The organism is Salinicoccus luteus DSM 17002 (assembly GCF_000712035.1).
Lineage (GTDB): Bacteria > Bacillota > Bacilli > Staphylococcales > Salinicoccaceae > Salinicoccus > Salinicoccus luteus.
In genome coordinates this window covers 44,287-69,838 of sequence record NZ_JONV01000010.1, presented here as the reverse complement: position 1 = coordinate 69,838, position 25,552 = coordinate 44,287, and the positions used below count along the sequence as shown (strand labels likewise).

The 25,552-nt window shown below is 48.3% G+C and carries 23 protein-coding genes; 6 read left to right on the top strand and 17 right to left on the bottom strand.

What is annotated here, in order from left to right; all coding sequences use genetic code 11:
• Positions 1–42: 42 nt before the first annotated feature.
• The 5 genes from BO53_RS0108350 to BO53_RS0108330 form a co-directional block, all read right to left on the bottom strand.
• Positions 43–318: a hypothetical protein gene (locus tag BO53_RS0108350; protein WP_031547223.1), complete on the bottom strand. Its 276-nt coding sequence runs from the start codon at positions 316–318 to the stop codon at positions 43–45.
• A gap of 99 nt (positions 319–417) precedes the next feature.
• The gene (locus BO53_RS0108345; protein ID WP_031547221.1) at positions 418–2,133 is read right to left on the bottom strand and encodes a glutathione ABC transporter substrate-binding protein; all 1,716 of its coding nucleotides are present in this window, start codon (positions 2,131–2,133) and stop codon (positions 418–420) included.
• Positions 2,134–2,313: 180 nt separating this feature from the next.
• A complete protein-coding gene (locus BO53_RS0108340; protein WP_031547219.1) occupies positions 2,314–3,993 on the bottom strand; it encodes a glutathione ABC transporter substrate-binding protein in 1,680 nt (559 codons plus the stop codon).
• Between the two features lie 252 nt (positions 3,994–4,245).
• Complete coding sequence (locus BO53_RS0108335; RefSeq protein WP_031547216.1) at positions 4,246–5,916, bottom strand: glutathione ABC transporter substrate-binding protein; 1,671 nt, start codon at positions 5,914–5,916, stop codon at positions 4,246–4,248.
• A gap of 177 nt (positions 5,917–6,093) precedes the next feature.
• Positions 6,094–7,764, bottom strand: a complete 1,671-nt coding sequence (locus BO53_RS0108330; RefSeq protein ID WP_037342061.1) for a glutathione ABC transporter substrate-binding protein — start codon at positions 7,762–7,764, stop codon at positions 6,094–6,096.
• A 448-nt stretch (positions 7,765–8,212) separates the two neighbouring features.
• On the opposite strand from BO53_RS0108330, the gene BO53_RS0108325 reads away from it, so the two are divergent.
• From BO53_RS0108325 to BO53_RS0108310, 4 genes are read left to right on the top strand one after another with little or no spacing between them, the layout of a single operon-like run.
• Positions 8,213–9,121: an ABC transporter permease gene (locus tag BO53_RS0108325; RefSeq protein WP_031547212.1), complete on the top strand. Its 909-nt coding sequence runs from the start codon at positions 8,213–8,215 to the stop codon at positions 9,119–9,121.
• 10 nt (positions 9,122–9,131) lie between these two features.
• Complete coding sequence (locus BO53_RS0108320) at positions 9,132–10,052, top strand: ABC transporter permease (protein ID WP_031547211.1); 921 nt, start codon at positions 9,132–9,134, stop codon at positions 10,050–10,052.
• A 16-nt stretch (positions 10,053–10,068) separates the two neighbouring features.
• On the top strand, positions 10,069–11,085 hold the full coding sequence (locus BO53_RS0108315) for an ABC transporter ATP-binding protein (RefSeq protein ID WP_031547210.1): 1,017 nt from the start codon (positions 10,069–10,071) through the stop codon (positions 11,083–11,085).
• Entirely contained in the window at positions 11,063–12,163 is a 1,101-nt protein-coding gene (locus BO53_RS0108310; protein WP_031547209.1) for an ABC transporter ATP-binding protein, read from the top strand. Before BO53_RS0108315 ends, BO53_RS0108310 begins: the two co-directional genes overlap by 23 nt.
• A gap of 50 nt (positions 12,164–12,213) precedes the next feature.
• On the opposite strand, the gene BO53_RS0108305 is transcribed toward BO53_RS0108310, so the two are convergent.
• Genes BO53_RS0108305 through BO53_RS0108295 form a run of 3 tightly spaced genes read right to left on the bottom strand, consistent with a single transcriptional unit; the run spans position 12,214 to position 14,796 of the window.
• Positions 12,214–12,699: a DUF456 domain-containing protein gene (locus BO53_RS0108305; protein ID WP_031547208.1), complete on the bottom strand. Its 486-nt coding sequence runs from the start codon at positions 12,697–12,699 to the stop codon at positions 12,214–12,216.
• On the bottom strand, positions 12,699–13,907 hold the full coding sequence (locus BO53_RS0108300; protein WP_084184988.1) for an MFS transporter: 1,209 nt from the start codon (positions 13,905–13,907) through the stop codon (positions 12,699–12,701). The genes BO53_RS0108305 and BO53_RS0108300 overlap by 1 nt, the downstream gene beginning before the upstream one ends.
• 31 nt (positions 13,908–13,938) lie before the next feature.
• Positions 13,939–14,796 carry a LysR family transcriptional regulator gene (locus BO53_RS0108295; protein ID WP_031547204.1) on the bottom strand — a complete coding sequence of 286 codons (858 nt, stop codon included), beginning with the start codon at positions 14,794–14,796 and terminating at the stop codon, positions 13,939–13,941.
• 142 nt (positions 14,797–14,938) lie between these two features.
• Here BO53_RS0108295 and BO53_RS0108290 point away from each other — a divergent pair, with 142 nt between their 5' ends.
• Complete coding sequence (locus BO53_RS0108290; RefSeq protein ID WP_031547202.1) at positions 14,939–15,817, top strand: SDR family oxidoreductase; 879 nt, start codon at positions 14,939–14,941, stop codon at positions 15,815–15,817.
• A 39-nt stretch (positions 15,818–15,856) separates the two neighbouring features.
• Here BO53_RS0108290 and BO53_RS0108285 read toward each other — a convergent pair whose 3' ends face one another.
• From BO53_RS0108285 to BO53_RS0108255, 7 genes are all read right to left on the bottom strand, one after another.
• Complete coding sequence (locus BO53_RS0108285; RefSeq protein WP_031547200.1) at positions 15,857–16,387, bottom strand: ribonuclease FAU-1 family protein; 531 nt, start codon at positions 16,385–16,387, stop codon at positions 15,857–15,859.
• Positions 16,388–16,464: 77 nt separating this feature from the next.
• On the bottom strand, positions 16,465–18,264 hold the full coding sequence (locus tag BO53_RS0108280) for an ABC-2 transporter permease (protein WP_156956122.1): 1,800 nt from the start codon (positions 18,262–18,264) through the stop codon (positions 16,465–16,467).
• Positions 18,265–18,433: 169 nt separating this feature from the next.
• Positions 18,434–19,339, bottom strand: coding sequence for an ABC transporter ATP-binding protein (locus BO53_RS0108275; RefSeq protein WP_031547197.1), 906 nt, complete (start codon positions 19,337–19,339; stop codon positions 18,434–18,436).
• Positions 19,323–19,715, bottom strand: coding sequence for a GntR family transcriptional regulator (locus tag BO53_RS0108270; RefSeq protein ID WP_156956121.1), 393 nt, complete (start codon positions 19,713–19,715; stop codon positions 19,323–19,325). Before BO53_RS0108270 ends, BO53_RS0108275 begins: the two co-directional genes overlap by 17 nt.
• Before the next feature lie 90 nt (positions 19,716–19,805).
• Positions 19,806–20,579: an SDR family NAD(P)-dependent oxidoreductase gene (locus tag BO53_RS0108265; RefSeq protein ID WP_031547195.1), complete on the bottom strand. Its 774-nt coding sequence runs from the start codon at positions 20,577–20,579 to the stop codon at positions 19,806–19,808.
• A gap of 18 nt (positions 20,580–20,597) precedes the next feature.
• Positions 20,598–21,317 (bottom strand): YebC/PmpR family DNA-binding transcriptional regulator, encoded by a 720-nt coding sequence (locus BO53_RS0108260; protein ID WP_031547194.1) that lies wholly within the window; start codon positions 21,315–21,317, stop codon positions 20,598–20,600.
• A gap of 55 nt (positions 21,318–21,372) precedes the next feature.
• On the bottom strand, positions 21,373–21,987 hold the full coding sequence (locus BO53_RS0108255; RefSeq protein ID WP_051683070.1) for a Bax inhibitor-1/YccA family protein: 615 nt from the start codon (positions 21,985–21,987) through the stop codon (positions 21,373–21,375).
• A 261-nt stretch (positions 21,988–22,248) separates the two neighbouring features.
• On the opposite strand from BO53_RS0108255, the gene BO53_RS0108250 reads away from it, so the two are divergent.
• Positions 22,249–23,370, top strand: a complete 1,122-nt coding sequence (locus BO53_RS0108250) for a LysM peptidoglycan-binding domain-containing protein (RefSeq protein ID WP_031547191.1) — start codon at positions 22,249–22,251, stop codon at positions 23,368–23,370.
• 56 nt (positions 23,371–23,426) lie between these two features.
• On the opposite strand, the gene BO53_RS0108245 is transcribed toward BO53_RS0108250, so the two are convergent.
• Both BO53_RS0108245 and BO53_RS0108240 read right to left on the bottom strand, forming a co-directional pair.
• Positions 23,427–24,341 (bottom strand): Rossmann-fold NAD(P)-binding domain-containing protein, encoded by a 915-nt coding sequence (locus BO53_RS0108245; RefSeq protein ID WP_031547190.1) that lies wholly within the window; start codon positions 24,339–24,341, stop codon positions 23,427–23,429.
• 29 nt (positions 24,342–24,370) lie between these two features.
• The gene (locus tag BO53_RS0108240) at positions 24,371–25,519 is read right to left on the bottom strand and encodes an MFS transporter (protein WP_031547189.1); all 1,149 of its coding nucleotides are present in this window, start codon (positions 25,517–25,519) and stop codon (positions 24,371–24,373) included.
• Between the last annotated feature and the right edge of the window lie 33 nt (positions 25,520–25,552).

Sequence of the window (25,552 nt, the reverse complement as noted above, 5' to 3'; positions counted from 1 at the left end):
TATATCATATATTCCCTTTTGAGAGACGTTTAATCTTAGCGGCTATTCTTCCGAAGTGCCTTCCCCGGTTTCTTCTTCGGCCTCTTCTTCCTTGGATTCTTCATTACTGGATTCCTTTTGCTGCAGCTCCTCCAGTTCATCTTCCTTCGTTTCAATATTCTCTTCCAACTGGCTGTTTTCACTTTTGACATTCTGTATTTTATTTTCCAATGATTTGTTTTCCTCGTTCACTTTCTCCAGATCTTTTGCAGCCTGGCTTTCACCTTCTCCACACCCGGCGAGAAGCACCACCAGTGCAACAATGAACAGACGTTTCATTCGATCACCCTTTTTTCATCCTGATACCGATTATATCACTTTATGGAATTCGTGAAAATTTTAAAAACACCCCGGAGTTTTCCGGGGTGTTGACGGTATCTATTCGCTTAGAGTGACTTCGTCCAGCTGATAGATGCCGAGGGCATCCACTTCGAAGTTCTGTACATCTGTACGGACACCAGTCAGGTAGTTCTGGTGGTGGATATACGCCATAGGCGCGATGTCCACAAGCATTTCTTGCGCTTCAGTGTAGATTTCCTGACGGGCTTCAGGGTCAGTCTCCTGACGTCCTTCTTCGAGCAGCGCGTCCAGTTCATCATTGCTCAGGAAGGAACGGTTGCCCGGATCCCCGTGCATTTCAGAGTGGAACAGTGGATACATGCCGTAGTCCGCATCCCCTGTTACTGTAGACCATCCAAGAACGAACATGTCATGCTCGCCCTGTGCAGTTCTTTCAAGATACGCACCCCACTCAAGCTGCTCGACATTCAACTCGATGTTGAGCTCCTGCAGGGATTCCTGCAGATAGACTGCCGTATCGATACGCTGCGGGCTGTCATTTGTCCAGATTTCCAGGGAGAAGCCATCTTCATATCCAGCTTCCGCCATGAGTTCCTTCGCACGATCCATGTCGTAGGAGATGCCTTCGACACTTTCATCATAGCCGAATACATCCGGAGCAAGTGGCCCTTCTGCCGGGATGCCTACACCATCATATACCCCCTCGATGATTGCTTCCCTGTCGATGGCATAAGAGATCGCCTGACGAACACGTGGGTCATCAAGTGGTTCCTTTTCAACATTGAAGCCGATGTATGAGAGTGAAAGTGATTCTGTATTATCCAGATATGTTTCTTCGTGGGAGTCCACACGCTCCATGTTGTTGGACTCGACTGCACCTGCTACATGGCTGTCGCCAGTTTCAAGCTCAGCGATACGTGCTGCCGTTTCCGGTACCACTTTGAACGTTACCGTATCGAGTGATACAGGATCTTCATGGTAATCTTCATTCCTTTCGAGTACAACGTTCTCTCCAGCGGCGCGGGACTGTACCTTGAAAGGACCTGTGCCGATTGCGTTGTCAGCAGCATGCTGCCCCATGTTTCCAGAGATTGCGTCTGCAACTTCCTCATGCTCTTCTCCGCCATTATCACGCAGTTCGTAGTACTCCTCAAGCGTCATTTCTTCACCAGAGCCGGACAGTGCCTGCTCATAGTCTGCATCAATGACATCTTTGCTCATCATGCCGCCTGCATCGTGTGCAAGGTGTGCAAGGAGCGGGGCAAATGGATATTCAGTCGTAATTTCGACAGTATATTCATCCACCGGCTCAACATCTGTAATCATCTCATACAGGAACATACGTGGTGATGCCATTGCCGGGTCTGTGATGCGTTTCAGGTTCGCTTCCACAGCTTCAGCATTGAATTCAGTACCATCGTGGAACATAACGCCTTCCTTGAGAGTGAATTCCCATGTATTGTCATCCAGCTGTTCCCATTCAGTTGCCAGACCAGGCTGAACTTCCATGTTCTCATCAAGAACAGTCAGTGTGTCATAGATGTTTGAACGTACGTTACTTGACGGTACGTCATTGTTGCCGTGCGGATCCAGGCTGACGATGTCACTCATCTCGGAAATGACGAGATCTCCGCCTTCCCCACCTTCTCCGCCTTCAGTATCACCTGAAGATTCTTCTCCGCCGTCTGCAGAATCGCTCTCCGGATCGACATCACTGTCATCCGTACAGGCAGCCAGCGCAAATGATAAAATTAAAACCAGGCTCAACATTAGAAGCAGTTTTAAATTTTTCATTTTGGACCTCCTAATAATTTTTAATTAAATGCAAGATTTAATCAACTTCATGATACAGGAAGAGGGAAGCGCCTTCAAGATGAATTTTCCCACATTTTCAAATAATGGAAAGAATAAAAAACGGAAAACACAAACTGTGTTTTCCGCTTTTCAAATGAATTCACTTGCCTACAAAATACTCTAGTCGTTGATATTGACGTTTCTAAGGTCGAAAATATTGTAGGTGTCGATTTCAATACCTTCCACATTGTTATTGTATGCATTGAGGTTCTCCGAGTGACGGACGAAGATTGCCGGAGCCTCGTCCACAAGAAGCTGCTGGGCATCCTGATAAATCTGCTCCCGCGCTTCCTGGTCGGATTCACGCTTTCCTTCATCCAGCAATGCATCGAGTTCGTCATTTTCGAAGAATGATCTGTTACCAGGAGCACCGACCATGTCGGAATGGAATAGTGGTGAGATGCCATTATCCGGGTCCCCTGTCGAGTTGGACCAGCCAAGGATGAACATGTCATGTTCACCGTTGCCCGTCATCTCAAGATACGCACCCCATTCAACCTGTTCGATGTTCACATTGATGTTGAGTTCAGCCAATGATTCCTGTAGCCATACAGCCATATCCACACGTTCTGGATTATCGTCGTTGACCATCAGGTTGATATCGAATCCATCCTCATGACCAGCCTCTGCAAGCAGTTCCCTTGCCCGGTCCATGTCATATGCCGGACTTTCGAGGTCCTCGCTGTGACCCAATATTCCAGGTGCAAGAGGGCCGACTGCAGGTCTGCCTGAATCGTTGTAGACTCCGGAGAGTACCGCTTCCTTGTCGAATGCATGCGTAATTGCTCGTCTGACTCTCGGATCATCAAACGGCTCCTTCTGGGTATGGAAACCGATATAGTCGATGGACATTGAATCGGTTCTTTCCAGTGTTACATCCTCATTGCTCTCTACACGCTCAATGTTGCTGGACTCGACCTGTGCAATGAAGTCGGAGTCTCCCGTCTCCAGTTCTGCAAGCCTGGATCCCGTTTCTGAAACGACCTTGAATGTGGCTGCGTCGATTGTTGGAGCACCATTCCAATAATCTTCATATGCAGTTAGCTCGGTATTCTCACCCGGATTCCTGCTTTCAAATTGGAGGTAGTTTGTACCAACAGGATTCTGCTCCACCACGGTGCCGATGGCGCCGCCTATTGCATTGGCCGCTTCTTCATATTCATCCCCGCCCTCTTCACGGAGTTCGTAATACTCTTCAAGTGTCATATCGAGCCCTGCTTCATCAATCGCATTCTGATAGTCCTCATCAATGAGATCTTTACTGATCATCTTGCCCGCCCCATGCGTCAGGTTGTTCAGCAGTGGGGAGAAAGGGAACTCCGTTACAAGTTCAACAGTATAATCATCGATGACATTCACTTCCGTCACCATTTCAAGCAGGAAAGACCTCGGCGAAGCCGTTGCAGTATCCAGCAACCTGTCGAAATTCGCCTCTACAACTTCAGCGTTGAATTCACTGCCATCGTGGAAAGTCACACCTTCCTGCAGGGTGAATTCCCATGTAGTGTCACTCGTCTGCTCCCATTCGGAAGCCAGAACCGGCACAATTTCCAAGTTTTCATCCTGGGTCACGAGACCCTCATACATTGTATCCCGTACCTGCTCGGAAGGCACGTCATTGCTGCCATGGGGATCCATGGATACAGCATCACTCGGAAATGCCAGAACCATCTCACCGCCCCCACTGGAAGACGACTCCCCTTCGGCACCCCCTTCAGGTTCGACCTCACTGTCATCTGTACAGGCTGCCAGTACGAGAACAAACACACTGAGCAGCATCAACTTCCAAAAATTCCTCATCCTATTCCTCCTCTTGAAAAATCTCTCCCATCCAAATATGTAAGCTCTTTTTTGGGGTAAAACCATTTTATAACAGCTGTAGTATTCTTTCAATAAGGAATATTCTGAACTTTAAAAAATAATTCTGCTTTATTCAAAGAACCCCCTTTGCAGACGAAGAGAGATTTTGAAATGTTTTTACTCGCAGAAAAAAGCCCCCTCGATGCCAACAGGCGTTCAAGGGGGAAGATTGAACTTTGAGATATTAATCAGCTACTCTATTGTTACATTCCTGAAGTCGATCTTGTTGTAACGGTCAATATACAGTCCCTCGACCTCGTCCCGGTATGCCATCAGCGTTTCGGCCTGACGCATGAAGATGGACGGTGCCTCTTCGATGAGCACCCTTTGTGCTTCCTGATAGATCTCTTCACGCGCTTCTTCGTCGCTCTCCATACGGCCCGCTTCCAGAAGTGAATCCACCTCGTCATTTTCAAAGAAGAAACCGTTGCCCTGGGCGCCCATCATCGAAGAATGGTAGAGCGGCCACAGCCCATGGTCCGGGTCACCGGTTGCATTCGGCCAGCCGAGTATGAAGAGGTCATGATCGCCGTTGCTTATCGTCTCCAGATAGGTGGCCCACTCGAACTGTTCCACCGTCGCTTCTATATTGATCTCCTGCAGTGCCTCCTGGAGATACACTGCCAAATCCACCCTCTCAGCGAGATCATTTGTGAATATGGATATTTCAAAGCCATCTTCATGGCCTGCTTCTTTCATCAGCGCTTTCGCACGATCGACATCATGCCCGAGACCTTGCACATCTTCATCGTACCCGAGCACCTCCGGCTGCAATGGGCCCTCCAGCGCCCGTCCTGTACCGCCGAATATGCCATCGATGACCTCTTCCTTGTCAAATACATGGGAAATCGCCTGTCTGACCCTTTTATCGTCCAATGGCTCTTTTTGGTTGTTGAACCCGACGTATTCCATTGAAATGGAATGGAATGTATATATATGGGTCTCCTCGTTATTTTCAATCCGATCGATGTTCGAAGCTTCAAAACCATTGATCATATGGGAGTCGCCGGTTTCAAGCTCGGCTATGCGCGAGCCGGTTTCAGCAACATATTTGAATGTGACGGTATCCAGTTTTGCCGGTTCCCGCCAATATTCATCGTGCCTGGCAAGAACCGTCTTTTCACCAGGGTTCCTCTCTTCAAACTGCAGATATCCTGTACCTGTCGGTTTCTGCTCCACTATGGTACGCAGGTGCTCTGAAATTTCTTTTGAAACTTCTTCATACCCGGACCCACCGGCTTCCCTCAGTTCATACAGCTCTTCCAGTGACATGCCGCTCTCCGCTTCATCCAGCGCATATTGATAATCTTCGTCTATGACCTCCTTGCTGATCATCCCTCCACCATCATGCGTCAGGTGGGACAGCAGCGGAGCAAATGGATAGGCGGTTACAATTTCAACCTGATGTTCGTCCAGCACATTCACTTCTTCGACCATTTCGAATATATTCAGACGGGGAGATGCAACTGCCGGGTCGAGCACACGGTCCAGATTCGCCTTCACCCCCTCAGCATTGAATGCGCTGCCGTCATGGAAAGTGACATCTTCCCGCAGGTTGAAAACCCAAGTCGTATCATCGGTCTGCTCCCAGTCGGTTGCCAGGAGGGGTTCGATTTCCAGTTCGTCGTTCTGCGTCACCAGTCCTTCATAGATTGTGTCCCTCACCTGGTCGGATGACAGGTCGTTGCTGCCATGCGGATCCATGGAAACGATATCATTCACAGTGGCTATTGTGAAGTCTCCGCCCGCCTCCTGACCTGCACTCCCACTTTTGCCATCGTCCGGCTCGACATCACTATCATCCGTACATGCAGTGAGCAGAAGAACGGTCAGACCCAGTAGTATTCTCAATAAGTGTTTCATGGATTTCCTCCTCGTATCGGGATGCTGCTCCACGGTTCGTCCTCTGTTATCACGTCATCCCATAGTGCTTGCTTCAATATTATATTAAACGGAATTTTCATTCAATAGTAACTATTCGGAAATTAAAAATAAAAGCTGGGTATGGCGCCTTCGGCCATAACCAGCTCAATCCTTTTTCTATTGCTCCAATGTCACATTCCTGAAATCCGGCCTGTTGAACCGGTCGATATAGAGATCATTCACTTCATCCCTATATGCATTCATACTTTCTGCCTGACGCAGATAGACCATCGGTGCTTCGTCGACCAGCACTTCCTGGACCTCCCTGTAGATCTCTGCTCTTTCGCTTTCTTCCGTTGTCCGTCTGCCTTCTTCGAGAAGCTGGTCAACCGCATCGTTCTCATAGAAAGACCGGTTTCCCTGATTGCCTGTCATGGATGAATGGAAGAGGGGCCAGAGTCCATTGTCGGGATCGCCTGTCGAGTTCGGCCATCCCAGTATAAAGATTTCATGATCACCGGATGAGGCAGCCTCGAGGTACGCACCCCACTCCAACTGGTCCACTGTGGCTTCGATATTGATCTCTCTCAGCTGCTCCTGCAGGAATACTGCGAGATCGACCCTTTCCGGCGCGTCATTGGTGATGATTGAAATTTCGAATCCGTCTTCATAACCCGCTTCCGCCATGAGCTCTTTTGCCCGTTCCACATCATACCCGAGCCCTTCGATGCTTTCGTCGTAGCCGAGGATTTCAGGTTGCAGTGGCCCGTCCATGATCCTTCCCGTACTGCTGTATATGCCATCGATGACTGCTTCCTTATCCACCATATGGGAAATCGCCTGCCTGACCTGCCTGTCATCGAGTGGTTCCTTCGACGTATTGAAGCCGATGTATTCCATCGCGATATTATAGAGTGTATACATGTTTGTTTCTTCATTGTTTTCGATTCTTTCCACACTGGATGGCTCAAATCCGGCAACTACATGGGAATCACCTGTTTCAAGCTCGGCAATTCTCGAGCCCGTCTCGGAAACCACTTTGAATGTGACAGTATCAAGTTTGGCAGGCTCCTCCAGGAAATCATCGAATCTTGCGAGTTCCGTACGTTCGCCGGGGGTTCTGTCCACAAACATGAGATAGCCCGTTCCTACCGGATTCTGTTCAACAATCGCATGCAGGTTTTCGGAGATGTCATCGGATACGCCCTCATATGCTTCAGGGTCCGATTCGCGCATTTCATATAACTCCTCAACTGTCATATCAAGGCCAGCCTCTTCAATTGCATATTGATAATCCTCATCGATGACTTCCTTGCTGATCATTCCGCCGCCGTCATGGGCGAGATGGTTCAGCATCGGCGCAAATGGATAGGCAGTGACGATTTCCACCCGGTGTTCATCCAGAACATTGACTTCTTCAATCATTTCGAAGATATTCACGCGGGGGGATGCGATTGCCGGATCGAGTATACGATCCAGGTTCGCTTTTACTACTTCAGCATTGAATGCACTGCCATCGTGGAATGTGACATCCTCCCTCAGATTGAACACCCATGTCGTGTCATCCGTCTGCTCCCAATCGGAAGCCAGAAGCGGTTCAATGCCGAGTTCATCATTGTGTGCAACCAGTCCATCGTAGATCGTATTCCTCACTTTATCCGAAGGCAGATCATTACTGCCGTGGGGATCCAGGGATACAAGGTCACTTGCAGTGGAAATGACAAGGTCTCCCCCGCTCTCAGCTGCCCCTTCGTCTGAATCCGATTCCGGCTCAACATCACTGTCGTCCGTACATGCCGACAGAACGAGGAACAACCCAAGCATGAACATCCCCATAAATCTCTTCATCAAATCCCGCCTTCCACCTTCTGTTTATCTATTTAATCCATACTTAACAAACAGGTTTTATAGAGGTAATAGTACACTAGATTAAGAGGATGTTCAATACAGTTTTTACTGCCCCCTGTCAGACCTCTATCAAAATTACTCCAGCCAAGTTTAGTCTGCCCCTTAAATCCAATGTAATGTACACATTTAAAATAATTAAATTGATTGAATATACAGAATTTTGACAGTTACATCAAATATACATATCTTTCAAACAGATTTAAACGCAAAATATTAAATTAAATGAGTCATTTTACACAATTTTAAGAATTTTTCTTGATAAATACATGAAAGCCCTTTCATTTATTTCTTTAAAATATTGAAAAATTCACTTTATGACTGTATCATTATAAGAAGCAATTCAAGGATTTGTCATAAAATTCAATCAGAATTATTAGGAGGTCAATTCATGGCAGTTGCATCCAAAGAAAGAATCCGGGATACCAAACCGGTCAATCCACGGGTTAAAAGCATGAAGGATTTCTATAAGCGCCTGAAGAAGAACAAATCAGCCCTCATCGGTTTTTATATACTTGTTTTCTTCTTCATTGTATCGATTTTCGGTGCACTCGATGCAAACTACGGCTTTACAGGAATCAGTTCAAATGCAACCAGTCTGACAGAAAAATTGGAAGGTCCTTCAGCCGCCCACTGGTTCGGTACGGATCATCTCGGCAGGGACATCTTCATCAGAATAATCCACGGTATGTACATAACATTAGGGGTAGGGTTTGCAGCGACTTTCCTTGCCGGCCTTGTGGGTGTACCACTTGGAATCCTCGCCGGTTATTACGGCGGATGGCTTGATACGATCATCATGAGGCTCATGGATGTTCTACTCGCTTTCCCGGGCATCCTGCTTGCGCTTGCGATCGTCAGCGTACTCGGCGGCAGCACAATAAACGTAACCATTGCCATTGCGATCGGGGCCGTACCTCAGTTTGCCCGGATCGTCCGCGGTTCAACCCTTACAACAAAGAAACTGGAATATGTCGATGCAATCCGTGCCCTCGGTGCACGTGATGGCAAGATCATCTTCCAGCACATATTGCCGAACATCATGTCCCCAATCATCGTAAATACGACTCTGTTCATCGCTACAGCCATCCTTTCCGCAGCCGGCCTTTCATTCCTCGGCCTCGGCGTACAGCCGCCGACACCTGAATGGGGTGCCATGCTCAATGACGGAAGGAACTACATGTACCAGGCGGGACATATCACATTCTTCCCTGGCATGATGATCGTCATCGTCGTACTCGCATTCAACTTATTCGGAGACGGATTGAGAGACGCACTCGATCCGAAATTCAAAAAATAGGAGGCATCATATGACTACTTTTATTATTCGTAGGCTGCTACAGGCCATCCCCGTTCTCATTGGGGTGACAATTCTCGTATTCAGTCTGATGCACCTCACTCCGGGTAACCCAGCGGTTATTATGGCAGGAGAAAGTGCCCCTCAGGCAACAGTACAGGCAATCGAAGAACGCCTGGGTCTGAACGACCCGCTTCATATACAGTATTTCAACTTCCTGGGCAATGCCCTGCAGCTGGATCTTGGTACATCCATCCGGGACAACATCCCGGTATTCGACCATGTCCAGTCAAGGTTCCTGATTACATTGGAGCTTTCCGTATACTCCATGATTTTCGCGATAGTGCTTGGACTGCTGGCGGGCATCGTTTCAGCGGTACGCCAGTACACAATCTCTGACGTTGTCATCATGATTGTTGCCCTCTTCGGGCTGTCCATGCCGAACTTCTGGCTCGGCCTTATGCTCATCCAGTGGTTCTCCATCAACCTGGGCTGGTTCTCACCGACAGGCTGGGGAGACCCCGACCAGATTGTTCTCCCGGTCATCGCACTGGGTACTGCCGGTGCCGCAATCATTGCACGTATGACAAGGAGCAGCATGCTCGATGTCATCTCACAGGACTATATACGTACAGCCAGGGCAAAGGGCGTCAAGGAGCGTGTCGTCATATTCAGGCATGCGCTCAAGAATGCGATGATTCCGGTCGTGACTGTAATCGGTCTTCAATTCGGCTACTTCCTTGCAGGATCCGTCCTCACCGAGAGTGTATTCGCCATCAACGGTCTCGGCCGTCTGATCATCGATTCCATTCTGCAGCGTGACTTCCCGGTTGTCCAAGGGGCCATCCTGGTCATTGCCGTCACCTTCGTTCTTGTAAATCTGGCAGTCGATATTTCCTACAGGTTCCTGAACAAGCGGATTGACCTAAACTAAGTTAGGAGTGACACATGTGTCAGAAAATATTCTTGATATAAATGATCTCAGAACTTCCTTCTTTGTCGAAGGAAATGAAATAAAAGCGGTCGATGGGGTGACATTCCAGGTGCCCAAAGGAAAGACACTTGGCATCGTCGGCGAATCGGGTTCGGGCAAGAGCATCAGTGCCCTGTCCATACTTCAGCTCATCGAGAACCCCGGAAAGATCGTCGGCGGCAGCATCAACTTCAAGGGTGAGGAGCTTACGAAGGCCAAAAACTCCAGGATGAGGGATATCCGTGGCAATGAAATCTCCATGATCTTCCAGGAGCCGATGACTTCACTCAACCCTGTATATACAATCGGCCAGCAGCTCAGGGAGTCCTATAAGATCCACGAGGGACTTGGCAAGAAGGAAGGGACGAAACGGGCCATCGAAATGCTCGAACTCGTCGGCATCCCCTCCCCTGAAAAGCGCATCAACCAGTATCCATACGAACTTTCGGGCGGCATGAGGCAGCGTGTCATGATCGCCATGGCACTGGCCTGCAAACCGGAGCTGCTCATCGCGGATGAGCCGACTACAGCACTCGACGTTACCATCCAGGCTCAGATCCTCGAACTGATCAAGGAGCTTCAGGACGAAATCGGCATGAGCGTCGTCATGATCACACATGACCTTGGTGTCGTGGCTGAAACATGCGACTATGTCGCCGTCATGTACTGTGGCAAGGTGGTTGAGTATGCAGATGTGGAAACATTGTTCGCGAACCCGAAACATCCCTATACCGTAGGGCTGCTCAATTCACTGCCGCGCCATGATGTCGATCAGGATGAACTCGTTCCAATCAAAGGGAACGTTCCTGCACCGGATGAAATGCCGACGGGGTGCCGGTTCGCACCGCGTTGTCCGCACGCATCCGATATATGCAGCAAGCTGCCCGGACTCGAAACCCAGGAAGACGGCAATGATGTAAGATGCTGGATCTACACTGAAGAATGGGACGGCGAGAAGGGAGTAAAAGTCTATGACAGAGAATCCACTACTTAAAGTAGAGAACCTTAAACAATATTTCCCGATCAAAGGCGGACTTTTGGGACGCACCGTAAATAATGTCAAGGCGGTCGATGACATCTCTTTCACGATCGGCAGGGGCGAAACGGTCTCCGTAGTTGGGGAATCCGGCTGTGGAAAATCCACTACAGGACGCGCCATCCTCAGGCTTGATGAACCGACCGAAGGTAAAATCGAATTCGATGGCAAGGATGTGCTCGGCAAGAATGCTTCTGAAATGCGCAGCATGAGAAGTGAAATGCAGATCATCTTCCAGGATCCATATGCCTCCCTGAACCCGCGTAAGACTGTTCGTCAGACGCTTAACGAAGCCATGGACATCCATAATATCGTTCCAAAGAAGGAGCGCAACGACCGCATCATTGAACTTATGGAAACGGTCGGGCTCCAAAAGCACCAGATCGACCGCTTCCCCCACGAGTTCTCCGGCGGACAGAGGCAGCGTATCGGCATTGCCCGTGCACTGTCGGTCAACCCAAAGCTCATCATCTGTGATGAAGCCGTAAGTGCCCTTGATGTATCCATTCAGGCACAGGTATTGAACCTGCTCAAACGGCTCCAGCGTGAAATGGGGCTGACATACCTCTTCATCGCCCATGACCTCGGTGTCGTGCGCCACATATCGGACCGCATCATCGTGATGTATCTGGGCAAGATCGTCGAGATCGGTGATACGAAGAGCATCTTCGAGAACCCGCAGCACCCTTATACGAAAGCACTGCTTTCTGCGATACCGGTGCCGGATCCGAAGAAGAAATCGGAGCGGATCTTCCTGCGTGGGGACGTCCCTTCCCCGATCGATCCGCCGACAGGCTGCCGTTTCCATACAAGGTGTCCCTTCGCCACGGATAAATGCCGTGACGTGGTTCCGGAACTGGAAGAGAAGGATGAAATCTACAAAGGCAAACACAGCGTGGCCTGCCACTATGCACTGGATATTCAGCAGGGCAAGCACAAACCGAAGTACAATATGACGGATGTGCGCAAAAGCCTTGATGAAGAAGGCACGGATAACCAGAGTACGCAAAAAGAAGTGGAAAAGGCACGGAAATAAATACAGAAATAAAATAAAGCTCCCTCAAGATGAGGGAGCTTTATTTACGTCTAGAACACGAGTGCATCGAGCAGGAACCATGCCACCATCAATACATAGACGACTGCATTGAATACGGCGCTGGATAAGAAGGCGAGCAGTGAACCGACCGAAGCCTTCAGTGCCTGGTTGAAGTCCTTTGAATTCAGCGCTTCTACAATCAGTACCAGCACGAATGGAACGAAGATGATGCCGAACGGCGGGTACAGGAACATCCCGATGATCACGCCGACGATTGCGGCGTATTCCCCGCGTTTGGTGCCGCCATATTTTTTGACGAAATAACTGTTTGCGATAAAGTCGCTGAAAAGGACCAGGACCGTCAGAACGAAGACGATGAGCCAGAACATCCATGACAGGGTCTCGCTGTTGACTGCAAAGTGGTAGACGAGAAAACCGAGCCAGAACATCAATACGGACGGTACGACCGGAAAGACCAGCCCCAAAAATCCGATGATGAATGAAGCGATGACGATGAGCCACCATATGATTTCCATTATATTTCCCCTTTCCTGATTTCACTTCTAGTAAAGAAGAACAATACGAACGCTGCAAATACGAACGCTCCCGATACAAAGAATGAGTACTCCAATCCTACAACATCACTGGCCATTCCACCAAGCAGATTGCCCAGCAGCTGCCCGATGATCATGGCATTGGCGAAAAGCGTCGATGCATACCCCGGGAAATCCGGAAGCAGATCCTGGAAATAGCTGATGCCGAGACCGAGCAGCACGGCGAGGAATATCGCCAGCGGCAGCTGCCCGATTACCATCACTGTAAAATCATTGAAGATGCCGATCGATGCGAAGTAGAGGCTGCCGAGAAAAGCACCGAGTATCAGAAGTGATTTGGAACTGACCCTCCCTGCGATCATCCCCATGAAAATCATGAAAGGCACCTCCAAGCCGGCACATAGGCTGGACAGTATGCCCACACCCCGCTCCCCTTCTCCAAGATGGTTCGTCACATAGAGCGGCATGTTGAGGAGATACATCCATTGTCCCACATACAGCATCGTAAACGCTATAAATGGCAGCAGCAAAGCAGGCGTCCTGAACAGATTGGGCGCAATCTTCTCCTCATAGCTTTTTATATCAACAGCACTCTGGGGCACAACCTTCTTCTCTGCAGGACGGATCAGGAAAGACAGACCGAGGACAACGATGAACATGATCACAGTACCCGTAAAGAGACCATCGAAACCATAGATGCCAATCAGCACGGAACCGATCAGCGGACCAAACAGGAAACCGAAGGAGAACATGGATCTGAGCACGGTATTCGCAAGCACTGCGATACTCGATCTGTAGGCGTTGATCGATTCCCGCGCCGAGGCATAGAGCTGCGGCATTGCAGGCGCACCGAGTGATGCGAATAGGATGTAGGACAGGGCCAGAAGCCAGACATTGCCAATTATGAGATAGCTTGAAAAAGCGATGACCATCATCACCAGGGCACCGATGATGAGATACTTGCGGTCGAATGCCAGGCGGTCGCTTTTCCTTCCGATGAAAGTGTTCATCATGAAACTGCCTACGGCAACCGTTGCCATGAACAGGCCGTATGTGGCGGTCGGCATGCCGTGCGTCTCCGTCATGAAGATGACGAGGAAAGGGGCGGTGAGCGATACAGCCATGCCCAGCAGTGTCATGTTGAGCAGGAAGAGCCGGTAGTTCTGGATGTGAAAGAGTTTGCGCATTATCTTAACCATTCTTTCTATACATTTTTAAATTCTAGTTTGCATTGACGAATGTCCGCACCAGTGTCAGGAATGCCTTTACCTGGGGCAGTTCGAGCACACTCCTGTCAAAGGCGATATAAGTATCACGGGTGATTGGACGGTCTTCATAAAGCACTTCGTCGATATTGAATTGGGCACTGTCGAAGCCCTCCACCACAATTTCAGGCAGTACGGTCATACCGATGCCCTCGAGCAGCAAGGCACGGCAGGTTGCAATCTGGTCCACCTTGATCTGTGAATCGTATTTGCGGTTGAACCGCCGCTCGAAAAACTGTTCGATTTCACTGATGTAGATCGGATCCGCCTGAAATTCTATAATGGGAAGCCGCTTTTCATCATCCGTCGTTTTCGGCGTCACCAGATAATGGCGGTCTACAAACAGCAGTTCATTCTGCTTGTTCAGTATCCGGTTGCCCCGCACGATGCATATATGGAAATCATTCTGTTCGTTGATGATCTGCTGGGATGAACCGACTTTGATTTTGATGTTCACATTCGGATAGAGCTTCAGGTACTGGGCCAGTATTTCGGGGAGTATGGTGTGTCCGATCAGGGAGGAGACGCCTATGGAAAGATTCCCCTGTATGGAATTCTGGTTGATGCGTATGTATTCTTTGACCAGGGATTCACGCTCCACTACGCTGCGGGCGTGCTCAATGATCTTCTCCCCTTCCCCCGTCACATACAATTCCTTCTTGGTCCGGACAAATATCTTTACTCCCCACTCATCTTCAATGGATTTCAGGCGCTGACTCACAGCCGGCTGGGATATGAAAAGCTTTTCTGCAGCACGCCGCAGCGTCCTGGTCTCATCCAGTGTGACAAGCAGCTTATAATCATCGACTTTCATTCATTCAACATCCTTTCATCAATAAGAAAATCTTATCATAAATAAACATTTGCACAATCCTTGATTTCAAATAAGTGTAGGAAGGCTGCGCTTTGGGTATATGCCTATTGATTAAATCATTGTAATAGGAGGCAACACTACCATGACTGAAAAGAATAAGCATGAGAAAGTTGATGAAGCGGTTGAAGGGTATACCCTGGACCGCCAACCCGGTGTTGAGAAGGAGATGGATCCAAAACCGATATTCGATGATGACTACTATAAAGGCAGCGGTAAACTGAAGGACAAGGTTGCCATCATCACCGGAGGCGACTCCGGCATCGGACGCGCTGTTGCCGTGGCTTATGCCAAGGAAGGCGCCAATATGGTCATTGCCTACCTCGACGAACATGACGATGCAGACAAGACGAAGGAAGCCGTCGAGTCCTATGGTGTCAAATGTGAAACCTACGCATTCGATGTCAAAAAGAAATCGGAATGTGAGGATCTCGTCAAGTTCACGATAGACAACTTCGGCAAACTGAACGTGCTGGTCAATCATGCAGGCGTCCAGTACCCAACAGAGGATTTCCTCGATATCAGTGAAGACCAGATCAGGGAGACTTTTGAGACGAACATCTACGGCATCATCTTCATGTCCCAGGCAGCGCTGCCATATCTGGACAAAGGGGATGCAATCGTCAACACGACGAGTGTCACGGCCTATAGGGGGTCACCTGGACTCATCGAGTATTCGGCGACAAACGGAGCCATCACCTCATTTACACGCTCCCTGGCAGGCAACCTTGCCTCAAAAGGCATCCGTGTCAATGGCGTCGCTCCCGGACCGATATATACACCGCTCATTCCGGCAACATTCGATGCAGAGAAAGTCGAACAGCATGGCGGGGACACGCCACTCGGGCGTCGCGGCCAGCCAAGCGAACTTGCCCCAAGCTATGTGATGCTCGCATCCAATGATTCAAGCTATATGACCGGCCAGGTCATCCATGTCAACGGTGGAGACTATATGACCACTTAAACAAAAGCAGTAAGGGGACTTCTTCCCCTTACTGCTTTTCTACTGGTCGATTGTTTTTTTGCAGTGTTCCGCAAGACGCCTGAAGCGGTTGAAATCCACTTCAAGCTCCTGCATCACCTGATTCGCGACCGAATAGGCATAGTCGCGCTGATCCTCAGTGATATGCCCTCTTTTGACCGCCCGTTTTATATCCCGCTCATCAACGAGTTCATAGCGTCCGTCCGGCAGGGCGAGCACATCCAGATAGATATCCTTCCGCCTGGCATTACCAAGCTCCAGTATATGTTCGACATTGATATCAAAGTAGTACTGCAGCACATGATCATTGTCATCGTACATGACAGTAAGACTGTAATTCCCATCCCTCGGCATAATCTGCAGCCATTTATAGTGGTCATCACATACCCGGACCTTCTTATCCAGTATCGGCACCGTGAGTGGAGACCGCACTTTATGGATGTCGAGCAGTCCGACCAGCATTTCCTCACCGTCATGGTGGATGATTTTTTCCTTGTAGTCAGATCGGAGGAGACGTCTCCATCCTCTCTTATCGAGATATTTGGTTTTCATCACGTTCATCTCCTTCCCCCAATTATACAAAAATCGGGGAAAGAATGTGAAGGGATAAGGGTCTTAAATATTACAGGCTATTCGATGCCAATTATATTGTATTCCTGGGAAGCCGTGGGTGCAGCATTTCCAGGCTCTATCCATTCTTTAGCATCTGAATGGAACATCAGAATCCTGTTACCTTTCTCATTCAATCGGCCTTGATCAATCGCATTCAGTATTTCACTCTTCTCCTCACCAGTAACTTCCTCAAGGTCATACTTTGTAATGAGAGCTTCTGGTTCGATCTTCTGATAATCTTCGAAGAATTCATTTTTGTCATTTTCCCCAAGCGATATCACAAACATCTCCTCGCTGTTTCTCACATTGAGGAAACTTGTAATGCTTTGCTCTTCATTTATAGCATTAAGCAGCACCGGATTATAGATGGAGACATTCCCATTGTAGAATTCATTGTCGAATTCAACGTTGGCACTGAGAAGAGAAAAATTTCCGATGCCCATATATATAGGAATACCTTCATCAATTTGATGGGCCGCCCTTTGATATTCCTCTACGAATGCCGCTCCTTCTTCGATCGGTATATAACCTCCCGAGGTAGTTATTTCAACCAGTCTGACTTCGGAAGGACTCTCAATGTTATATAGCACATCATAATTTTTGGCATATTTACCATTGTTCACTTTTGTAAGAATATCTTGATAAGGTGCACTACCAGCCGTCAAATTATCAAACCTTCTATTGATATGAGACCCATCACTCATTCTATAGCTGATCTCCACCCAATCGGAATCTTCAATGCTGTTTTTGAGAGAGGGACCCTCTACAGCCTCCCTATGAAGCTGGGTTGCTTCTTCAATTACTTCTGTGTCACTGATATACAAATATTCTTCCTTCATCTGTCCACCGCTGCCCCCATAGCTGCTGTAACTACTGTTCCATGAACTGTTCAGGCTTACACCCTCGATCTCTGCTTCATCCGGAACATAAGAAACATATTGATTCCATCCGACGATGAAAATGATCCAGAAGATGATGAGTGCGATGGTGGTAGTGATGAGAGACCCCTTCTCACGCTGTATGCGTACAGTCCCCTGAAATGACATCTCCACGACTATATAAGCAAAAGTTGTACCAATAAGGAATGACAGAACGAAGATGAACAAACCATCCGGCAGTGTGAATGAGATGATCAGACCGACGATGAGCATGCCGGATATGGACAGGAACGCCACCAGCATGTTGCGTACCCATAAATGGTTGAACGTAGAATGCACATTTTCATTCCTGTTTCTGCCATATAGAAAATAAGATAACATGATAAATACCAGCGCAAGTATCAACCAAACGATCGTTTTCCATAAAATTACTCCGTCCATCATCTGCTGCACGGCAAATATCGGAAAGGTATTGTTTACGACCACACTTAAAAGATCATTTCCATTCCCGGTGGAGGATGTGGTACTCACCCCTTCGAAAAGCGTATCGGCAACTGTGACATTCAATCCCCAAAATATTACCGGCAAAAAGAATATAATTATTACGAGTTGCAAGTGGACAAAACCACTATTAACTAGAAAACCCGAGAATACGGAAAATGCGAAGACGACGAACAGTACAAAAAGGGAGTAGAAGAACCACTCGATGATATCCATAGTGCTGATGTTGAATGCCAGGAAATACCGTTCGAAAAATAGAATGATGGCTGTAATAGCCAGCGGGACGGCAATATATATAAGTCCGGCAACCAGTGCATGACTCAACAGACGTTCCCTTCTGATGGGTAGAGCATGCATGAAATCGAGCGAGCTTTCCTTGTTCTTATAACTAAATAAAAAGACTGTCAAGAATATGACATAGACCATGCCACCAGCCAACTGAAAACCACCCATCATATCCAGAGGGTTATCAGGGATAAAACGATCACTCCTCATTCGGATATTGGTTGAATTTATCCACAGCGCCAAAGGTTGAATCAGTATATTTCCGATAAGAAACAGTATGGAAAGCCAGAATACCGATCCTGTAAAATGATTGAGCAGTGTCCTATTCAACAATGATGTTGCTGATTTCATAGCCTTTTTCCCCCATTTCATAAGCGAATATCTCTTCCAGTGACAAAGGCAGGATATCGTACATCAACGGGTGATATTTCGTCACCTTCTCTTCAATGTGTTTCATATCCCCTTTGATGATGCACGTGATGACCCGTCCCTTCACTTCGCGATGGACGACGCCCATCTCCCTGTAGAAGCGTTCATCCGGAAGGGTATCAAAGGCGATCTGCAGCTTGCAGTGGGAGCCTTTGACCTCGTTCAGGTCGCGATGGAACAGAAGCTTCCCCTGATGCATGATGGAGACGGAATCGCACAGGTCCTCCATTTCCCTCAAGTTATGACTGGAGGCGATGACCGTCATTTCATGGTTCGCGATGTCCTGCATCATGATGTTCTTCACCTGGCGGCGAATGATCGGGTCAAGCCCGTCAAACGGCTCATCCAGCAGCAGAACCTTCGGCCGTGCAGAAAAGGCCAGAACAAACGATGCCTGCCTTTTCATTCCTTTGGAGAGCTGTGAAAGCGGCTTTTTCACATCAAGGTTGAAATGTTTTGAAAGCTGTTCAAAACGGCTGGTCGACCATCTGGGATACATCGATCTGTAGAAGCGTGCCATGGACTCCAGCGTGGCACCATTGAAAAAATAGGGGATGTCATTGATGAACAGTACATCATCCTTGATGTCAGGATTCTCAAACACGGGGACACCATCATACAGCACCTCTCCCGCATCCGGCTTATATATGCCGCTGAGCAGTTTCATGAAGGTGGTCTTGCCTGCGCCATTGGAGCCGAGAAGGCCATGGATGGTCCCTGAAGTGACGGTCAATGTAACGGTGTCGACCGCCTTCTGTCTGCTGAATGCCTTGTCCAGCTGCCTAGTCTCGAGATTCATCTTCTTTTCCCCTTTCCTCTTCCAATTGTTCAATCAGCTTGATGAGCTGCCTCTTGGATGCGCCAAGATAGAGCAGTTCACTGGTCACCTGTTCAAAATTACGGGTGAGCGACTCGATCTTCCTGTCATTTTCCTGGTCCCCCATCTTCCCGACGAAACTGCCCTTGCCGGGAAGGGAATATATATACCCTTCCCTCTCCAGTTCACGGTAGGCCTTCTGAATCGTGTTCGGGTTGATCGTCAATTCCTGCGCTAGACTTCTGACTGAAGGAAGCTTCTCATCCGGCTTTATGACGCCCTGTATGATGAGCTGCTTTACTCTATCGACAAGCTGTTCGTATATGGGCATACGGCTTTTAAGATCCAAATTGATCACCAGACTGCCTCCTCCCTACTGTATTAATTATAATAATACAGTTAGTGTGGTTAAAAGGCAACAAAAAAAACGCCCGAAGGCGTTGAAAAATCAGAGCGCGTGACCGGCGCCACCATCTATATTGACAGCATCCCCGCTGACATATGAAGCGAGGTCAGAACAGAGGAAGGTGATGACATTGGCCGCTTCTTCCGTGTCCCCGATCCTGCCGAGCGGAATATTATGCTTGTCGAGTCTTGAATATTCATCCCACGTCAATCCCGGCTCTTCATTCTTCCATCTTTCCTCTATCTGCTCGCTTCTGATGAGTCCGATACATACCGTGTTCACCCGGATACCGTACTTCCCGAGGTCCTTGCTCATCGCTTTCGTCATCGCCATGCCTGCCGCACGCGACACCGTCGTCGGCAGTGAGGAGGCGGGCGGCGTCTTGCCGAGGACCGCAGTGAGGTTGAGTATCGCTCCGCCCCGCTCTTTCAAATGCGGCAGTGCGGCGTTCGATATCCTGACCGCAGCCATCAGTTTGAGATCAAGATCCTGCTCCCAGTCGGAAACCGACACTTCTTCGAATGGTTTTGCGAAGGAGCCGCCGGCATTGTTGATGAGCACATCCAGCCGGCCGAACCTTTCAACCGTCTGTTCGATGATCTGTGATGCCGATGCATCATCCTTCACATCCGCAACGACATAGTCGACTTCTCCGAACCGGGAAATCTCCTCCCTGGCTTCCTTCAGCCCCGCTTCACCTCTCGCAACAAGCATGACTTTCGCCCCGAGCTTCACCATCTGCTCGGCCGTCTTGCGTCCAATGCCCTTGCTGCTGCCTGTAATGACTGCTACCTTTCCTTCATATCCGAAATCCATGCTGTTATCCCCCTTTGATTATTCGCCCAGGTTGACATTGTGGTAGATGTTTGAGACATCCTCAAGATCATCCAGTGCCTCAATCAACTTTTCAAACTGTTCCTGGGACTCCTCTTCCAATGATACCTCATTCTGTGCAATCATCGTCTGTTCAGCGACTTCGTAGTCTTCCACACCCATCTCATCGAGTGCTTCCTTGATTTCATGGAAGGCCTGCGGCGGGCCATAGACGACTGTAAAGCCGTTCTCCTCCGTTACATCCTCCACATCCAAATCCTTCTCCATCAAGTCCATCATCGTTTCCTCGGGATCAAAGCCTGTGAACACAAAAACCGATTTGGCATCGAACATGTAGCTTACCGCACCACTGACACCCATATTGCCGCCATTTTTACCGAAAGCGGCACGTACGTCTGAAGCGGTGCGGTTCACATTGTTCGTCAGTGCATCCACAATGATCATGGAACCTTCGGGACCGAACCCTTCATAGCGAAGCTCGTCGAATGCTTCATCGTCACTGCCCTTGGCCTTATCAATCGCCTTATCGATGATATGCTTCGGCACAGAATAGGTCTTTGCCCGGTCCAGTACAGCCTTCAATGCCTGATTGCTCTCGGGATTCGGTTCCCCCTTCTTGGCGGCGACATATATCTCCCGTCCGAATTTCGCATTGACCCGGCTCGTATCCTTATCCTTCTGTGCTTTCTTCTCTTTGATATTGTTCCATTTGCGTCCCATTGGTCATCTTCCTTTTTAGCTGGTTTATATCCTTTAATATATCATTTTATAACATTCATCGCCTATTGTTAATGTATTGGTAGAGCCTGAGCAACCTCTTGATGATGATCAGAAGGTTGATGAAGAGGTTGAACCCCATTTCCCTCGGCCTGAATTTCTTGTTCTTCATACGGTTGAAGTCATACATCGTAAAGAGGATGTAGAGCACGAGACCCACTATCGTAATCACCAGTGTCATATACGGCAAGTTGATGAAGAAGTTGAGCAGGGAGGCGAAGATGAGTATGAGCAATGCAACGAACAGGTACTTCCCCCAGTGGGTGATGTCCCTCAGGAAGAAGTAGCCTATGAATCCGAAGAAGACGAATACGATGATTCCAAGGAGTACTATACGGTAGAATATATCCGCCCCGAAATCCGCTATGAATGACTCGAACAGGCCGAATGATACCAGGCCGACCAGAAAGGCATAGAGATGACTTATGATCGGCCCGCTATGGTTGAACCCCCTGACGAAAAGTGAAAGCATCAGCAGGCCGAACAGCACCATCGAAGCAGTCGGCCGCCATTCCTCGGGCAGATACTGGCCGAAGTATGTCCCTATGCCGAAAATCACCCAGTAGTAAAGAAAATAAAGCCATACCAATCTATAGTCATGACGGTCCGCCATTCGAATACCCTCCATTTACTTTGTATTAATACAGTGTCTATACCCCAGATCGCCTAAAACAACCAGAGCAGGTTATCGTTCCATTACATAAGCCTCCAGAATGTATTAGTAATGTTTTAATTATATTACAGTTGTATTACATCGCCCTTTTTTCGTCATTAGTTTGCTAAGATATGTTTTGTAAACACAGACAGCCAACATTGAACTTAACATAAATCATATATATACTTACAAACACAACTCAGGAGGATCGACTCACTTATGAAAAAAGTCATTACTGCTTTGACGGCAACAGCAGCCCTTACTACATACGGTCTTTCAGACCAAGCGGAAGCATCATCCTATAAAGTACAAAGTGGAGACACACTTTGGAAAATAGCAAATCAGAACAGCGTATCCGTATCCCAGCTCAAATCCTGGAACAATCTGTCTTCTGATATGATCTATGTAAACCAGAGCCTCAAAACTAGCGGAAGCAGCTCAAGCAGCAGTGCTTCAAGCAGTTCAAGCTCAAACAGTTCTTCAAGCTCAAGCAGTGCTTCCAGCTCCAAAAGCGGTACATACACGGTCAAATCCGGTGATACGCTGAGCAAAATTGCTAGAGCACACGGCATGAACTACAGAACATTGATGAATATCAATAACATTTCTTCACATATCATCTATCCAGGACAGAAACTGTCTGTAAGCGGAAGCTCTTCCAGCTCTTCTGACAAGTCTTCCAACTCGAGCAGCTCTTCCAGCTCAAGCAGTTCTTCAAGTTCAAGCAGTTCTTCAAGCGCTTCGACTGGATCCTATACAGTAAAATCCGGTGACACGCTGAGCAGAATCGCTTCAGCTCATGGTACTACATACAGGAACATCATGAACCTCAACAACCTGTCATCCACAGTCATCTACCCGGGACAGTCGCTGAAAGTCTCCGGTACGGCTAGTTCTTCTGACAGCTCAAGTGCTTCAACCAACTCAAGCGCTTCTGAAAGCAGCAGCTCAGTAACACAAAATGTTTCTGCGCCGGCACCAACGAATGTATCCTACGGCAAGAACTACTACTACTGGGGAGACTGCACATGGTATGTATTCGAACGCCGCCAGCAGCTCGGCAAACCGGTAGGCAACAACTGGGGCAATGCATATGACTGGGACAACAAAGCAAGAAGTGCAGGCTACAAAGTGAACAACTCTCCATCCGTTGGTGCAATCATGCAGGCAAATGCATGGACCAACTTCGCCTGGGGCCTTGGCCACGTAGCAGTTGTTGAAAGGATCAACTCTGACGGATCCATCCTCGTTTCCGAAATGAACTTCGGCAGCGGCAAGGGCGTCAAATCCTTCAGGACAATCAGCTCTTCCCAAGTTTCAGGCCACAACTTCATCCACTAATAGAGGATCAAACCACAAAAGAGCGCAGCATACCAATGGTATGCTGCGCTCTTTTTCTATTCTCCGTTGAACGGACGGTTATGTGACCCCGGCGCTTCATTATTTATGGTCATCTCCACCTGGTATATCCGGTTCACCAGTGTATACAGCGGCGCTTGGGTGAGCAGATATACGGACCAAGGGGATTTCGGCTCAAAGTCATGGAGCGCCATGATGAATTCTTCACGGCCCGGGAGTTCCCTGAACTCCAGACGGGGCGTCTTGTTCGACATCCGCTTTGACAGGCCGCCTCCTTGTATCCTGTAGATTTCAACGCCATTGTAGCTTCTTTTTGCATCGTATTCCACAATCAGTGCAGGCGTATCCATCCTGGCAAATCGTATTTTTATGAGATGGCTGTCATATTCAACATTAATCAGATCATAAAGGATATCATTCAACCATTCAAAATAGTATTTGCCGACATCCTTGATGTGCCATCCAGCTGGAAGCGGAGCCCTCTGCACACTTCTGACGCTGTTGTAGTCGGAAGCTTTATATGAGAGGGTTTTTCCGTATCTCCTGATGGGCGTCTGGGTGATCCTGACTTCTGTACCGTAGGCGCCAAGCACCTCGGCTGTATATTCGCTGCTGACTTCATCCGCAACAAATATAATCTGTTCGACCTCCCTGATCTGGGATGCCCGGGCAATATTATCAGCCAAAAGTATATACAGGTCCTCAAATCTGCCCTGTGTCTGCCGGTTGAGCCTCATAATCGGATCCTCGAAGAATATTACAATATCGATTCCCCTTAAGGCCTCCTCCACTTCCGGAAGTATGAACAGATCCTTTTTCAGAAAAGTGATATCCAGATTTTTATCATCCTGGTTGGCACTCGAGAATGCATACAGATTGAAGGAGTCCTTTAATTCCCTGTAGAGATTCTGTCCGATTCTGCCGTTCACACCCATTAATAGGACATTTTTCACTTTATCACTTCCCTAGACAACTTATTTCCCTAAAATGACTCCTTGAATCCACTCTTTTTATGTGCAGCATATATTGCGGCAAGCAGCATTAGGAGTATTAATCCGATGAATAGGAAGGGGGTCTCGAAATACGTAGCGAATATCCCGGAAAGATAGGATCCCGCCACAGATCCGAGTGAGAAAAAGGAATAGAATATTCCATTTGCCTTCCCCCTCTCATGCATCTCCGTATTCTGGCCGATGATCTTGTTCATGGATGGAAAGATGAAGCTGAACCCAATTCCGTAAATGACCATCGCCGTATAGATGAGAGAGACTACAGGCACGAAGTGCAGGAAGATCATCGCTGTCCCCACAATGAATATTCCTGTGGAGACGAGAGCGACCGGACTATATTTCGTATAGATTCGGTTGGTTGGCGTGGCAAAGACAAGGATGGCCACGATTCCGAAGACACTCAGCATGGCTCCAGTCGTCTGGTCGGACAGTCCGACCGCCGCCACTTTCAATGGTAGTCCAAATGCTAGGGACCCGTTTGAGACCATCAGTGTAAAGGCCGATATATAGGCAACAATCAGAGATGGACGGGTAATGATCTGTCCATAGTTCGTCGCATAATGAATCTCCCGGCTCTGCTCTGTCGTGCTCTCCTTGACTGTCAGGAGGATCAGCAGGATTCCAAAGATGAATATGCCCGACATGACGAAATAGACCATCTCGTAACTTGTCCGGCTCGACACTATGCCACCAAGTGCAGGACCGAGGACTGCTGCTGTACCGATGGAGACGCCCGTCAGGGCCATCGACCGGCCAATGGCTTTCTTTTTGGATATATCTGCCACCAGGCTGAATGCGGCAGGTGTCAGCAATCCGCTTGAAAATCCATGCACCACACGGATGAGGATCAACAGACCCACCGAAGGAACTATAGTGTAGGTGAGCAGGATGATCACCTGCAGACCCATGCCCAGCAGCAGCATGTTCTTCCGTCCAAATTTATCAGAGAAAAATCCGCCAAAAACGTTTCCCACCATGTTGAACAGGGAATATATTGCTACTATGATTCCTGCCGTATATTCATCAGCACCTAGAGACAGCGCGAATGGGGTGATGATCGGCAGCTGGACAAACAGATCCAGAAAACATATGATGATTATGAGGTAGAGAAATTTGTTCATGACTCATGTCCTTTTTTCTTATTTATCTTACAT

Coding starts and splice junctions, on each gene's coding strand:
- BO53_RS0108240 (WP_031547189.1), bottom strand. CDS start 25,519: ATGAACAAATTTCTCTACCTCATAATCATCATATGTTTTCTGGATCTG.
- BO53_RS0108305 (WP_031547208.1), bottom strand. CDS start 12,699: ATGGAAATCATATGGTGGCTCATCGTCATCGCTTCATTCATCATCGGA.
- BO53_RS0108255 (WP_051683070.1), bottom strand. CDS start 21,987: ATGGCGGACCGTCATGACTATAGATTGGTATGGCTTTATTTTCTTTAC.
- BO53_RS0108275 (WP_031547197.1), bottom strand. CDS start 19,339: ATGAATCTCGAGACTAGGCAGCTGGACAAGGCATTCAGCAGACAGAAG.
- BO53_RS0108320 (WP_031547211.1), top strand. CDS start 9,132: ATGACTACTTTTATTATTCGTAGGCTGCTACAGGCCATCCCCGTTCTC.
- BO53_RS0108285 (WP_031547200.1), bottom strand. CDS start 16,387: ATGAAAACCAAATATCTCGATAAGAGAGGATGGAGACGTCTCCTCCGA.
- BO53_RS0108290 (WP_031547202.1), top strand. CDS start 14,939: ATGACTGAAAAGAATAAGCATGAGAAAGTTGATGAAGCGGTTGAAGGG.
- BO53_RS0108325 (WP_031547212.1), top strand. CDS start 8,213: ATGGCAGTTGCATCCAAAGAAAGAATCCGGGATACCAAACCGGTCAAT.
- BO53_RS0108310 (WP_031547209.1), top strand. CDS start 11,063: ATGACAGAGAATCCACTACTTAAAGTAGAGAACCTTAAACAATATTTC.
- BO53_RS0108260 (WP_031547194.1), bottom strand. CDS start 21,317: ATGGGACGCAAATGGAACAATATCAAAGAGAAGAAAGCACAGAAGGAT.
- BO53_RS0108265 (WP_031547195.1), bottom strand. CDS start 20,579: ATGGATTTCGGATATGAAGGAAAGGTAGCAGTCATTACAGGCAGCAGC.
- BO53_RS0108350 (WP_031547223.1), bottom strand. CDS start 318: ATGAAACGTCTGTTCATTGTTGCACTGGTGGTGCTTCTCGCCGGGTGT.
- BO53_RS0108345 (WP_031547221.1), bottom strand. CDS start 2,133: ATGAAAAATTTAAAACTGCTTCTAATGTTGAGCCTGGTTTTAATTTTA.
- BO53_RS0108335 (WP_031547216.1), bottom strand. CDS start 5,916: ATGAAACACTTATTGAGAATACTACTGGGTCTGACCGTTCTTCTGCTC.
- BO53_RS0108340 (WP_031547219.1), bottom strand. CDS start 3,993: ATGAGGAATTTTTGGAAGTTGATGCTGCTCAGTGTGTTTGTTCTCGTA.
- BO53_RS0108295 (WP_031547204.1), bottom strand. CDS start 14,796: ATGAAAGTCGATGATTATAAGCTGCTTGTCACACTGGATGAGACCAGG.
- BO53_RS0108250 (WP_031547191.1), top strand. CDS start 22,249: ATGAAAAAAGTCATTACTGCTTTGACGGCAACAGCAGCCCTTACTACA.
- BO53_RS0108330 (WP_037342061.1), bottom strand. CDS start 7,764: ATGAAGAGATTTATGGGGATGTTCATGCTTGGGTTGTTCCTCGTTCTG.